This window comes from Pseudovibrio sp. JE062 (assembly GCF_000156235.1).
In the GTDB taxonomy this organism is placed as follows: Bacteria; Pseudomonadota; Alphaproteobacteria; order Rhizobiales; family Stappiaceae; genus Pseudovibrio.
In genome coordinates this window covers 275,526-288,809 of record NZ_DS996811.1, presented here as the reverse complement: position 1 = coordinate 288,809, position 13,284 = coordinate 275,526, and the positions used below count along the sequence as shown (strand labels likewise).

12 protein-coding genes are annotated in these 13,284 nt (G+C 51.1%); 3 read left to right on the top strand and 9 right to left on the bottom strand.

Annotation, left to right across the window (positions count from 1 at the left end):
* Position 1: 1 nt before the first annotated feature.
* Positions 2-1,891 carry a 2-oxoacid:acceptor oxidoreductase subunit alpha gene (locus tag PJE062_RS18125; protein WP_008550937.1) on the bottom strand — a complete coding sequence of 630 codons (1,890 nt, stop codon included), beginning with the start codon at positions 1,889-1,891 and terminating at the stop codon, positions 2-4.
* A gap of 359 nt (positions 1,892-2,250) precedes the next feature.
* On the opposite strand from PJE062_RS18125, the gene PJE062_RS18120 reads away from it, so the two are divergent.
* Complete coding sequence (locus PJE062_RS18120; protein WP_008550784.1) at positions 2,251-3,063, top strand: SDR family oxidoreductase; 813 nt, start codon at positions 2,251-2,253, stop codon at positions 3,061-3,063.
* A 184-nt stretch (positions 3,064-3,247) separates the two neighbouring features.
* Entirely contained in the window at positions 3,248-3,424 is a 177-nt protein-coding gene (locus PJE062_RS26395; RefSeq protein WP_008550876.1) for a hypothetical protein, read from the top strand.
* A 377-nt stretch (positions 3,425-3,801) separates the two neighbouring features.
* Here the strand turns inward: PJE062_RS26395 and PJE062_RS18115 are convergent, their stop codons facing one another.
* From PJE062_RS18115 to PJE062_RS18085, 7 genes are all read right to left on the bottom strand, one after another.
* On the bottom strand, positions 3,802-4,575 hold the full coding sequence (locus PJE062_RS18115; RefSeq protein ID WP_008551110.1) for a hypothetical protein: 774 nt from the start codon (positions 4,573-4,575) through the stop codon (positions 3,802-3,804).
* A 153-nt stretch (positions 4,576-4,728) separates the two neighbouring features.
* Positions 4,729-5,652: an RDD family protein gene (locus PJE062_RS18110; RefSeq protein WP_037037566.1), complete on the bottom strand. Its 924-nt coding sequence runs from the start codon at positions 5,650-5,652 to the stop codon at positions 4,729-4,731.
* Complete coding sequence (locus PJE062_RS18105) at positions 5,649-6,647, bottom strand: stage II sporulation protein M (RefSeq protein WP_008551240.1); 999 nt, start codon at positions 6,645-6,647, stop codon at positions 5,649-5,651. The genes PJE062_RS18110 and PJE062_RS18105 overlap by 4 nt, the downstream gene beginning before the upstream one ends.
* The gene (locus PJE062_RS18100; RefSeq protein WP_008551007.1) at positions 6,647-7,897 is read right to left on the bottom strand and encodes a DUF58 domain-containing protein; all 1,251 of its coding nucleotides are present in this window, start codon (positions 7,895-7,897) and stop codon (positions 6,647-6,649) included. The genes PJE062_RS18105 and PJE062_RS18100 overlap by 1 nt, the downstream gene beginning before the upstream one ends.
* Positions 7,898-7,941: 44 nt before the next feature.
* Positions 7,942-8,898 (bottom strand): MoxR family ATPase, encoded by a 957-nt coding sequence (locus tag PJE062_RS18095; RefSeq protein WP_008550865.1) that lies wholly within the window; start codon positions 8,896-8,898, stop codon positions 7,942-7,944.
* Positions 8,888-10,213, bottom strand: a complete 1,326-nt coding sequence (locus PJE062_RS18090; protein ID WP_008550985.1) for a hypothetical protein — start codon at positions 10,211-10,213, stop codon at positions 8,888-8,890. The genes PJE062_RS18095 and PJE062_RS18090 overlap by 11 nt, the downstream gene beginning before the upstream one ends.
* A complete protein-coding gene (locus PJE062_RS18085; RefSeq protein ID WP_208982384.1) occupies positions 10,210-10,953 on the bottom strand; it encodes a DUF4129 domain-containing protein in 744 nt (247 codons plus the stop codon). The genes PJE062_RS18090 and PJE062_RS18085 overlap by 4 nt, the downstream gene beginning before the upstream one ends.
* Before the next feature lie 833 nt (positions 10,954-11,786).
* Between PJE062_RS18085 and PJE062_RS18080 the strand changes: the two genes are divergently transcribed.
* The gene (locus PJE062_RS18080; protein WP_037037561.1) at positions 11,787-12,236 is read left to right on the top strand and encodes a DUF2339 domain-containing protein; all 450 of its coding nucleotides are present in this window, start codon (positions 11,787-11,789) and stop codon (positions 12,234-12,236) included.
* 45 nt (positions 12,237-12,281) lie between these two features.
* On the opposite strand, the gene PJE062_RS18075 is transcribed toward PJE062_RS18080, so the two are convergent.
* The gene (locus tag PJE062_RS18075) at positions 12,282-13,274 is read right to left on the bottom strand and encodes a threonine dehydratase (protein ID WP_008550888.1); all 993 of its coding nucleotides are present in this window, start codon (positions 13,272-13,274) and stop codon (positions 12,282-12,284) included.
* Positions 13,275-13,284: the final 10 nt, after the last annotated feature.

Here is a 13,284-nt window from a genome sequence, read left to right as displayed (position 1 = left end):
ATTAAGCTCCCAGCGCATCGTCGATGATTTTTGCAATTTCGCGAACGAGGAACGGACGTCCCTTCACGCAGGAAACGCTCTCAACCGGAATATCCATCTGGCTGCGCAGCACCGTTGCAAGCTGCCCGTTGTTCATTTCCGGAATGATCACCCGGTCGAAGCCGGAGAGCAGCTGTTCCAGATTAGGCGGAAGCGGCCAGAGATGGCGCAGGTGAATGTGAGAGACGGATTTGCCTTCCAGCTCCGCCCGGCGGGCCGCCACGCGGATTGGCCCCCAGCTGGAGCCCCATCCCAGCAAAGCCAGTTTGCCGGTGGTCTTGCCAGATTCTACATGCTGCAGCGGAATGCTCTTGGCAATCGCCTCCAGCTTCTGCGCGCGGATCTGGGTCATGAGCTGGTGGTTTTCACCGTCATAAGAGATGTTGCCACTGCCCGCCTGCTTCTCCAGCCCGCCAATGCGGTGCATCAGCTCAGCCGTGCCGGGCACAGCCCATGGGCGGGCCATGGTTTCTGGGTCATGGTCATACGGCAGGAACCCGTTCGGGTCCTTAACCTGCTCAACGGGGAACGGTTCATAAGCCGGATCGCTGAAGTCCGGCAGTTTCCACGGGGCACTGGCGTTGGCGATGTAGCCATCAGTCAGCACCATAAGTGGGGTCATATGTTTGGTGGCAAGCTTGGCTGCTTCCACGCCCATGTCAAAACACTCCCCCGGATGGGCGGGCGCAATAACGGGCAGCGGTGCGTCACCGTTGCGACCCCAGATGGCCTGAAACAGATCTGATTGTTCCGTCTTGGTTGGCAAACCGGTGGAAGGCCCGCCGCGTTGCACATTCACGATCACCAGTGGCAGCTCAGTCATGATGGCAAGGCCAATGGCCTCTGTCTTCAGTGCAATACCCGGACCGGAAGAACCGGTCACACCCAGATGACCAGCGTAAGACGCACCGATAGCGGCGCAGATGGCGGCAATCTCATCTTCTGCCTGAAACGAAATCGCACCCAGCTCTTTCAGCTTTGCCATGGTGTGCAGCAAGGGAGAGGCCGGGGTGATTGGGTAGGAGCCATAAAACAGCTCAAGATTGGCAAGAGTAGCACCGGCATAGAGACCATAAGCCATGCCCTCGTTGCCATTAATGGAGCGGTACTCCCCTTCCATCAGAGGAGCGGGCTGAATGCGGTAACGGGAGACATCCGGCGGCAGATTTGCGACCTCGCCATAAAGATGGCCTGCCTGCAGAGCCATGATGTTGGCTTTGGCGACCTCTGGCTTTTTGTGGAACTTCTGTTCGATCCAATGCTCAACATCTGCGGTGGAACGCTCAAACAGCCAAAGCACGAGGCCTAGGGTCCACATGTTCTTGCAGCGGCGGGCATCCTTGGCAGAAAGTCCGGTTTCCTTTAATGCCTTTTCTGTATTGCTGGTGATCTCCAGCGGCAGAACACGGAAGCTGGTGAGAGAGCCATCTTCAAGCGGGTTGCCGGAAAAGCCCGCCTTGGCGATAGCCCGCTCGGTAAACGCATCCATATCGATGATGAGCAGGCCGTTCTGCTTCACACCTTCCAGATATTTGCGCAGGGCAGCCGGGTTCAGCGCCACAAGCGCATCGGTCTCATCGCCGAATGTATCAACTTCCGTGTGGCCGATGTTGAGGGAATAAGCTGAGACGCCATAGATTGTGCCGCTTGGGGCACGGATGTCCGCTGGAAAGTCAGGAAAGGTTGCAATGTCATTGCCAAATCTGGCCGCGCTTTCGGCCAGCCGCGTGCCCGTCATCTGAATGCCGTCGCCCGAGTCTCCTGCAAAGCGGACGCGCACATAGTCGACCTCCGGCTGCTGGGAGACGGGAAGCTCGTGCATTGCAGTGCTGTGTTCCAGTCCGTTTTGCATAATCAGCTCCAAAATACTGGCAGCTGCGGCGGCAGGAATCTTTATTGTTCTTGTTGTCCTTCGGGACTTTGCCAATCAGCTGAGCCAGAATACCCACTTCTCTGTGGCTTTTTGTAGCCTGTAATAGCGCGAATGCAGTTGCGACCCGTTAACGCAGCCCGCCAGTAATTGGTCGAACAGCCCTCCGTAACTGTACCAGGTGCAGCGTGGAGGCTGATGAAAAATTGGCGTCATTTGCGAGTCATTTGGCGCGATATGGCTTTGTGTAACTCCTAGGTGATCCCTAGTTTGAAAGGGACAAAGAACAACAAGTGAGGTCTCTCGCAAAGAGGCTTCACACAGGGTTTCAGGAGTTTCTCATGTCCAACACAATCCTTATCACTGGCGCATCTTCCGGTATCGGCAAATCCACGGCAAAGTACTTCCACGGCAAAGGCTGGAACATCATCGCCACCATGCGCCAGCCGGAAAAAGAAGAAGAGCTGACCAAACTCGACAACACTCTCGTCACACGTCTGGATGTGACCGATGAAGCGTCCATTGAAGCTGCTGTTGCAGAAGGTATCGCGCGTTTTGGCAAGATTGACGTGCTGCTCAACAACGCAGGATACGGTGCCTATGGTCCGCTGGAAGCGTTTTCTATGGACAAAATCCGCCGCCAGTTTGAAACCAACGTGATTGGTCTGATTGCCGTGACCAAGGGTGTTCTGCCACACCTGCGCGCCAACAAGTCTGGCACCATCGTCAACATCTCATCCATTGGCGGTCAGATGACTTTCCCACTTGGTGCGCTCTACCACGGCACCAAGTTCGCTGTTGAAGGGATCTCTGAAGCGCTGCACTACGAGCTGGAAGCTGCTGGTATCAAAATGAAGATCGTAGAGCCGGGCATGATCCGGACCGACTTCGCGGGCCGTTCCTTCGACTTCACTAATGATGAAAGCCTGACGGAATACCAGGGCGTAGTGCAGGCCTTTTTCGGTGCAATGAGCGGCGACATGCCGTCCTCTGACCCGATCGTGGTCGCAGAAGTCATCTACACCGCCGTCACCGATGGCACCGACACCCTGCGCTACCGCGCCGGCCCCGACGCCGTCCAATTCCTCGACAACCGCAAAGCCCTCGATGATGCCACCTTCATAAACGGTCTGAAGGAGCAGCTGGGGCTGTAGGCTCAGCAAGTTCAGAGTTCAATGAGATTGGAAGGCAGGAGATGGAGATGCATCTTCTGCCTTTTTTGATGAAGTTCTTGAGGATCACAGGTCAGCCACGCGAAAGATAGTCGTGGCTCTTAACGGGCAATGGGTGTAGGTTTGCTGCACTGTTTTTCTTTATTACTTGCTTCCTCAGGTTTCCATGGAACTCATTGTTATTGTCGTTACTGGCATTTTTCTGGCCGTCGCCTTCGCGTTTTACAACCGCCTGTCAGATATCACAGTCAAGCTCACCTTTCTGAACACGCAGATGAAAGAGCTTCACAAAAGCATGGCGCGAATATCTACTTTAGCTCAGATGCGTTTTTGTGAGTATTGAACATTCCCACAAGTATCCTAAACGAACTATTCGCGTGAACACGAAGCACTCTCAATCTTAGCGTCAGGTCAAGGTTTGGGTGCAGCGGAAAGCTGGTCTCTGGAGACACCACAAAAATTCTTCACGTAACCGATCGTGGCATGGGAGTGTACAAGTGATAACCTAACTTCATTTTGTCTATGGTCTATAGGCCGAAGTAAATCTGTTCAGCGTCAGTAGCTACAATGCAGACTGCAAGCTTGAGTCATAGAAGTAAATAAATTTAGAGGATCATTTTTGCCTACAGCACCATCCAACGCTAGCCCAGTCTACTGGGCTAGCGTTGGATGGTGCTGTAGGCAGCCCACTTCACTTACCTAATCCGTTTTGCTTGGATATTAATCAAAAACCAATGCGATCTGATCGACACTCACGCCTTCCTTGATTTCACGTAATCTTGCATAGGTCAGTGCAATGGATACGCCACTCAGACCTGCGCCTAATGCTGAAGGAATAAGGTACGCAAGCGCTGCCATAATCTGACCCGAACCAATTGTGAGACTCGCAGCGAAACCTGCAATAAAGTTGAAAATTGCAACGATGATACCAATCAGAATCACTACCCCGAGGATTGGCCAACGGTAGTTTTTAGTCAGATTTATGCTTCTTCCAAGGCCACCGAAGCCTACCCGTTCGATCACGACAGCCGGGGCGATCATAGAAAATACAGCATACGCCCAAAGGCCGGGAATGATCAGCGCAAGGGTCGCGATCCCTATTACTAAACCAGCTATCGTTGAAAGAATGGCAATTGGAATAGCTGCCCGAATGGCTGATGCAACGTAGCGGCCGAGTTGGATTGTCCGCCCAAGCTTTGCATCATAAGCCAGCTGAACAAGCAGTGCGGTCACCAAGCTATAAAAAGAAACTTGTAATACTATCGCTATTCCCCAAGCCCCTAATCCGATTGAAGAACTGAACTCAGGTGTGCCCGTACCCAATGCCGCATCGAATCCGATTAGTGTGCTGCTGACGAGTAGACTCAGCAGGATGGGGACAAAGGCCATGAGGGCGATCGGTATGAGGTGTTTAAAGAAGATTGAAAAGCTATCTCCAATGATAGTGCCGACGCCCAGAGCCATCCGGTCATCAATATCTGCTGAAATAGTCATGCTTATCCTTCAGATTTGTTCTGCACATGCCGTTAAGGAGTCTGTGGCTTAATTTGTGCTCGTATAGATTTAAATATGCAATTATTTAAACTTTAGAGGGTGGAATGCAAGCTTATTGCGCAGAAAGTAGAAGGTATTTACAATATTATTGCCTCAGGTCTGAATGACTTCAGCGGCATAGTTTTTGTCTTTACGCCGCTCTCCAAACAGCTGACGTTGTTCCAAATGTGCACGTTGCGCATTATAGAACGCTCGCAAAAACTCAAGCCTGTTTTCTTCGGGCACTTTGTTTGCATAATCAATTTTTCGCCGGATCTTCTCAACAACAGCTTCAATAGTGGCTCTTTGCCCCCCACGGTTGCTCTCAAGTCCTGTAACCGTTTCCTGCGCACGCAAGAGTGTTTCCAAGGTCTGCAGTTCGAAAGCACCATAGTGTTCAAGCTGATGTGTAAAAAATACAAATTCTTCTTTCTTGGCGATCTGTAGAACGGGTTGCTCTGCTAAGTCCCTAAGCAGCACAGGCACAGGTTGATGGATGACGTGGGTTCCCGCCACCATGTCACCCAACCTTTGCCGGTACCGGTTGCAAACCGGCACCATTAATCCAATGGCAATCCAGCTAAGTGCCAGTCCCGAGGCGAGTGGGGAAGCTGCATCAAGGGATATAAGTAAAGTAGCAGGAAGGAAAATTTCAGCTTCTTTCATAAGGTTGCGTAGAACCAATGAATGAGTACTAAGCGATGTTCCATCGTGTGATACAACTTTAATTTTCATTAGCCGCTTGCCCAAGGTCTGGCCGTTCCAAGCGAGCTCAGACATAACGTAATAGGGCACTCGGATGACGAAGAATATCAAGCTCCCGATTGCTATGAGTGTTTGGGGTGCGCTTAAACCCACGAATGCAACAAGGATCAACAGGCAAACTGCGGCAATCAGAGTAAGTATGATATCAGTAATCTGTGCTGCTAACCGCACTCCCAAGCCTGCCACTTTCAGCTTGATGGGGACCCCCTCCGGCGGCACCAGTTCTCCTACTGGTGGATTGAGCTTTTTACCCTTCCGCAATTGCAGATTCATGATCGTGCCTTTCCGCCCAGGATGAACCAAGCGAGCCAACATAAACCGATCCCCCAGCCTAATGTATAGCGAACGGCGACATCCTGAACGAGTTGTCGCATGAACCCTTCCAGAAATGCCGCAGCAATAAGCATAACCGCAGCTACCAAAGCCAGTTTCGCAGCGTCCCGGCCTGCGTGGTATAATGCTTGTTTGCGAGTTTTATTGCCGGGGAACAGTACTGCGGTGCCCAGCTGTAAACCACCGCCGCACGCGATACATATTGCAGAAATCTCTGTGACCCCATGAATGGATAGCCAGCCCCCCACATCAACTCCTAATCCATGTTCAACATGAAGAGCATAGAATGCGCCCAGTATCAGGCCATTGTAGAATGTTAAAACGATTGCGGGAGCACAGAGGAACACCCCAAGCCCGAAGATAAAAATAGCGATGCGGGTGTTATGCGAGAATAGAGTTGTTGCGAAGGCTCCCAGACCAGAGGTTGATGGGCTATTGTTATAGATAACCTGCCGTAACTCCTCAGTGGTTGAAGAAGGACCGCGACCGCTAGCAAGCTCAGCAGGCATGAACACTTGATACCAGGCCGGGTTTTCCAAATAAAGCTGATAGCCAACCAATACTCCCAAGCCCATGCTCAGAAATCCAATGGCAATAAACAGCCATGATCGGCGTATTGCTTGCGGCGCACTTTGTGAAAAAAACTTACTGAACAGTCCGCCCAGTCGTTCTTGTGGCGCATAGACTGATAGGTAAGCCCGGGCTGTTAGGGCTTCGAGGTAATTCAACAATGCCTGATCTAGCGAAATTTCTCGAGCGATCGCCAAGGAGCTTGTCGCTTGCCGGTAGAGCGCAGCAAGATCGCGGGCTTCAGCAAAATCCATCCGTTGAAGGCCATCGCGCTCTGCCCGAGCTACCAGTTCTTCGAGCCGTAACCAATCGGTTTCGCGTTCCTTCCGGAACCGGGTAGAACGAATGAGATCGGCTTTCGACATCAGATCATCTCCCGTGCCTTGATTTCAAGATAGGTCGAGATCAACCGCCCAGTCACAGTTTCTGGGGTAGCATCTAACACCGTAATACCTAAGCGGGTGAGCCGTTCCAGCACCAACCTTCGTTCATTTATCGCTTGATTTGCAGCTACTAGGACTGCAACCCCGTCCAAGTCTTCGGGTGGTGTCTCTATCAAAGCTTCTATCGCTGGATCGCGGATTGCGACAAAAATCAACAGATGCCGTTTGGACAGAATGGCCAGATTTTCCACCAGCAGTTCAGCTGAAGTGGTGTCAATAAAATCTGTGAATACAATGACCAGACTTCGCTTTGGGGTGCGCGCATTCAGTTCAGTCAGTGCAAGTGTGTGGTTGGTTTCATGCCCTGAGTACGTCTGCTCACTACTCCAGCTGCGCAGTCGGGCAAAAGCCTGTCGTCCTTGCGTCGGTGCAACAAAAGATCTTGGGCGGAGATCATAGGCGTAGTAGCCCACTTGGTCGCCACCAATAGCTGCTGCCCAAGCAACAGCCAGTGCTGAGGTCATAGCATGGTCGACCTTTGGCAAGTTACCAATTTTCTCTCCCATCAGATAGCCAGTGTCTAACGCTAAAATTACGTGGTGATTACGCTCAGCGTGCAGTTCCCGGGATACCAATGATCGGCGTTTGGCTGACCGTTTCCAATCGATGGATTTAACATCCATACCTTGAACGAAATCTCGCAGCTGATGGAATTCTGCTCCTTCGCCAACGGCCCGATTTTCTTTTACACCATAGAGCGCTGATTGCACCTTTGTAGCGATCTCACCCGACTGCACAAGACGGATGTTGGGGACTACTTTTATCTCAAGATCAAAGTCAAGCCGCGGTACGAACTCGAATAGCTTCAACTTCGACGTCCAACACAACCAGATGTGATTAAAGGTCCAAACGCCGCGTCTCACGCCACGGCATTCAATCTCCGCGATGCCAACTCCATTCGCCTGCCTTGCAAAACTGATTTTTGCATCGCCGCTCAGGCCTTCAGGCCAATCCAGCTGTGCCTGAAGGCCAGCAGGCATTCGGGGAATCTCTAGTTTCAGAGTCTGGCTCTCACCAATGAAAATCTCTGAAACCATTTTATAACTTAGCTGTTTCCTATGCGAAAAAGACAGCAACAAATCAGCGGTTGTAAGAACTGCAAGTAGTCCCCAGGGAGCAAATGCGATCCCACGTTGCCCATCGGCAAGGACGATGTTCAGTATCGATACCACTAGCGCAACGCAGGCGGCAAACAGAAGTCGGGGAGAAGGGCGGATCAGCGGGGGGCCTCGATTTGATTGAGAATATTTTCAAGTACCATAGCGGAGCTACGACCTTCGATCTCAGCAGACGGGCCCAGCACAATACGATGTCGCAGAGCTGGAACGAACAATCGTTTGACATCGTCAGGGATAGCAAAATCGCGACCACTCAGTCCTGCCAGCGATCGTGTCGCGGCAGCAAGTGCATCCGCGGCTCGGGTCGACGCGCCAAAGGCGATCTCAGAGCTTTCCCGCGTAGCCCGAACCAGATGCAAGATGTAAGAAAGAATGTCGTCGTCCAGAATAATCCCATCTATCAGCTTCCGACTCTCAGCTAGAGCCTGGGCATCGAGAGCTTTTGCCAAGCCTTCAATTTCCATTCTAGATTCCATTGGCGTGCTGGCATGTTGACGCAATATGGCCAACTCGACGCTCTCGGGTGGGAAGTCGATCACCAACTTGAACAAAAAACGGTCCAGCTGTGCTTCGGGCAGTGGGTAGGTGCCTTGCTGTTCAATCGGATTCTGAGTGGCAACTACGATGAACTCGCGTCCCAGTGAATGATCACTTCCGTCAATGCTAACGGTTCGTTCGTTCATCGCCTGTAGCAGGGCAGCCTGTGTTTTGGGAGGCGCACGGTTTATCTCATCCGCAAGCAAAACTTGGGTGAAGATTGGACCCGGTGTCAGGACAAATTCATTGGTTTGGAAGTTGAAGATCGAAGTGCCAAGAACGTCACCCGGCATTAAGTCGGGCGTGAACTGGATACGTCCGAACTTCAGATCCATAGCGGCAGCAAAACTTCGACCAAGTAAAGTTTTTGCAGTACCCGGTGGGCCTTCCAATAACACGTGACCGCGCGCAAACAACGCGATCAGGAGCATTTCGACCACGTCTTCCTGCCCCAAAACAGTTTTGCCGATCTCGCTTCGAAGAGCATCAGATCGGTTTTGTAAAGTTTCAAGTGTCATGTGTTATCTGTTCCAATAGCGTTTCAAGTTCATCAACATGGTGAATTGCCTCTGTCGGAGAAACTCGCAACGGAAGGTTTTGAATTGCTGTCAGGACGCTCTCCAGCGCAACTGCGTGTTCGGGAAAACGGCGCGTGACATATTCTAAAAACACCTCTGGCTTAGCATAGTGCCGCGAATATGCTGGGCCAAAGAGTGCTGCTGCTGAAGTTACTAGTCGGGCACGGGCATATTCATCAATCAACGCCCCATCCTGATCGCAAAGCCGCATCAGTCTGGCTCGTGCGTAAAATGCCTGCGTCTTGCCGCTGGTGTCAGACACAGACTCATGGCGTATCGGACCATAGCGCAACCAAGAGCGCCAGACGAACAGGACTAATGCTATAAACCCGCCTAGCCAGAGGATGAGAAACGGCGGTTCGAAAAAACGTTTGAGATCAGCCCAGCTTCGTTCGCGGTGTACGCCAGCTTCTGGATCGGTCAACCACACGCTACGGCTGTAATCGATCATCACATTGCGCTCTTTCGCATACTGCTGTAGGTAATCGCTTGCGATTGCGGAGTTATCTGCCATGCGAAGTCCATGATTGTTCAACAGATCAGGATCTGAAAGCACTAGAAACTGCGTATCTTTCGCCTTGTTCTTGCCGCGGTTTACGGAGCATTCACCCAAAACCATTGCATCAGCTGATCCAATGATGGGGGTGCATCCGGGGCTCGTGAACATTTGCGCGGCATAAAGCCGTGCAGAAAATCCTTTGCCACTTTTTGATATATATTTGAAGTCACTAAAGGGACGGCTAGTATTCACAATTTTTGCAGAACTCTGTCCGGTCAGTTTCTGGAGCAACTTTTCCCTCACAGACACTTCGTTCAGCAGAACGGGATGTGCAACCTTGGCCAGACGCATTCCGCTGCGCCATTTTGGCAGAATGACGAGAGTTGGTACCCGGCGGATTTTTTCCAGGATCGCAGACGAGTTGAGATCGTACTCATCTTGCTGGAGTAGCAGGTCTTCCTTGGTTCGTGGTAGGATACGGTTGCTGTCAGGCTTTGTATCGTATAGCGGAATCATCAGCAGACCGAGAGAGTTCTGATTAACTTGCCAACCACCGAAGAAGCTTTGAGTGCTGACGCCTTCGGATGTGAGCCAGATCTGCAACCCATCGAACCCAGAGGGTGAGGCTCTCAGGGACTGCTGCCGCTGCGAAACAGCATAAAATACAACAAAAAGGAGGAGTATCCCAAAGGCAGCAATTGCCATTGTTTCGAGCCGCATACCACTCCGTTTTGCTCCAAGTCCAGAAATGCTCATGCGCGGGCCTCAGACTGCAGCAGCGGCTTTATATCATTGACATGTGATTGAAACTCTTCTTCGCTTACATCCCGTCCGCCGAAATGCACACGCTCACTAGTATGAACAAGACTGCGCAGGGCGCTCATATGGCTTTGATCCCCCGGTAGATGCCGCAATGCTTCGCGTGCTGTCCAGCTGCGTTGAAGTCGCGCTCCATCTGCTGAAATTGCTGCTTCCAGAGCTACCTGAGTAAGTTGAATTAGAGCTTCGCGTCGGTCTTGAAGGCCCAGAATACTCGCTAAACTGCTTGATGTTGATGGTGACAAAGTTCCGCTGCTGTGGGCTATCTTGTTGTAACCTCGTACAGCATTGCCAGCATTCTGGCTCATTGAGACAGAAATATTACCGCCGTAACGGACGAACACATAACCGATTGTCAGCAGTACTCCGGTAGAAACTAAAAAGACAATATTACTGACACTGCCAAGAGACCATTCTACATTCTGATTTGACAGGTCAGGTGGTGCCTTAGGTTCTTGTCGTGTCTCCATCGGAGGTGGCGGGCCGAAGGGATAAAAATAAGCAACATCAGTTTCTATGCTGCGGAACCTGACTTCTTGCAAGTACGCTTTACCACTCTTTCCAACTTCAAACGGTATTTTGGAAGGCTGTTGAGCAGAACTCCAGTGAGGTGTTGTCAAGAAATAAGAAATGAAGAGTAATTGAATAAAACGGAACATATGAATATCGATAGTCAAACACTTCATCACGATCAAATATAATATGATCGTGCAAAATTTTTATACAGATTATGATATGTAGTGTCAAAAATATTTCCCACTTTTGCTATCGAGTTAACGATGCTGGATTAATGCAACAGTAAAGATCGTCGTTGTGCACGACGGTGGTGTCAAACTTCTACTCTACTGTTTAATATTTCTATATTAGGTTGTGTTCAGGACGTTCTCTCTTAAACGAGGTTTCTTGCAGTTTGGACAGGCCGTCCTGTCGGTGTTGGGATCCGCCTAGGTTGGTGCTTGTTTTGTGCAACAGAAGTTTGCTCAAATAGCCATTGCTACGTTTTGAGTTGCGCCCCAGTTTTCCTTTGCCTCTGGAGGAAAATTGCAAAAGCATAAGACAAAGCTAAGTAGAAGGTGATTGCGGAGCATAACTAGAAAATTTTGCTAATGGTTACAACCAGAGCGGTTTCCGCAGGCATATTGACTTAAGCATGGTCTTTGGTTGATGGCAGATCTTACTTCTGTAAGGCCATTTTGGGCAATGACTTGAAGCGCCTCTGAGTTTGCGTGTCTCAACCTTTTAAGGAAGTACTTGAAGAACCGCGATTGGTCCTCAGCGCTGATAACCGTTACTCACTTACCGGAGCTCTTACAGTACTGCCAACGGTAATAGTCACTGCAAGTTAGCTGTTGCCAGCCAGATTAAACTGTCAGTAGTACAGCACATGACTGTTTACTTGAGCATTTGATCCCAAGTCATCCCATCTTGTCCCTAACTATCAGCTTAATGATAGAGGCTCTAATTTGAACAACGTGATGTACTAACGAAGTCTTTCTCTCAAGACACTCCTTTGCCTGCCACAGAACGCTTTTGGATATCTGAACCGAAGCTGCATAACGTGACCCGAAGTTTGGCCGGGGTTCTGCTGATTATGTATGTGGGACTGGAAATCCGCGCTTTCTGGCAAGGCCCGGTTCTGACTGAGTCAGGCGTCGTTCTTGAAGAGCTTTACAGCTACACCGTTGCAATGCTGATCTTCTCGGTCGGCCTGATTGCGTTTGCCTCTGTTAAGCAGCGCAAACGTGTCGGTCAACTTGGGCTCGCCTTTATCATCATGACGTGCCTCAAGGTGTTCTTCATCGATATGTCAGGTCTTTATGGTCTCGCTCGAGCAACCTCATTTATCGGCCTTGGTTTGACGCTGGTTGGCATCGCTTGGGCGAATAAGCGGTTCTTATCGTTTGATACGTCTGACACAAGGGAAGAACCTGAGCTCAAGCCTCAACAGGATCAGGCTTAAACTCAGCAAAGTCGGAGAGGGGTGTCCCCTCTCCTCGTTGTCTCATCAGGCTGATGCCAGCTCGCTGGTTTCCTGCGAGTGGGTGTTCATCACATACAGGAAGGTGGTGAGGTCGATGTTGCCGCCGGTGAGGATGGTGGCGATGCGTTTGCCTTGAAGGTTGGTGCGATTGGCTAGCAGGGCGGCCAGTGGTGCAGCACCCGCCCCTTCGGCGAGGTTATGAGTGTCTTTGTAATAGGCCATCATCGCTTCTGCGATCTGGGCTTCGCTGACGCTGACCACATCCTCTGCCCCTTTCAGGATAATCTCCAGCGGCTGCGCTTGTGGGTCACGGCAGGCCATGCCGTCGGCGAAGGTGTTGGCTGTTTCTGTCTGCACTGCTTTTCTGGCAGCAAAGGACAAGGCGAAAGCATTGGCGTTTTGAGCCGTTACGCCGATGATTTTTGTCTTCAATCCCAACAAATCACGCACGGTGATCAGGCTGCAAATGCCGGAGCCCATGCCGATGGGAACGTAAACCACATCTAGATCTGCGATGGCGCGATAGAGCTCCAACGCATAGGTGGAAACGCCTTTGACCAGGTTCTCATGGAACGGCGGCACCATGTGATAGCCATGCTCATCCTGCAGCTGCTGTGCAACCACGCGGCTCTCGTCAAAATCCTTGCCTGCGATGATCACGTTGGCTCCAAAGGCGCGCATAGCCGCGTTCTTTTCCAGGGAGTTGCCTTCAGGCACGATGATGTAAGACGGGATGCCATTGCGGGTGGCTCCAAGCGCAACCGATTGACCGTGATTGCCGCGGGTGGCGGTGACCAATCCATTGGGCCTTTCGCCAGACTTCATCAGCGCATCAACATAGGTGAACCCACCACGGGCTTTGAACGAGCCGGTTGGTGTATGGTTCTCATGCTTCACATATATATCAACGCCCGTCCGCTCCTTAAGCAAAGGCCAAGCGTAGACGGGGGTTTCAGGGACAAACTGACGGACTGTGGTGTGAGCAGCTTCCAGATCTTGCAAAGAAAACAACGGCATTCAAAATCCT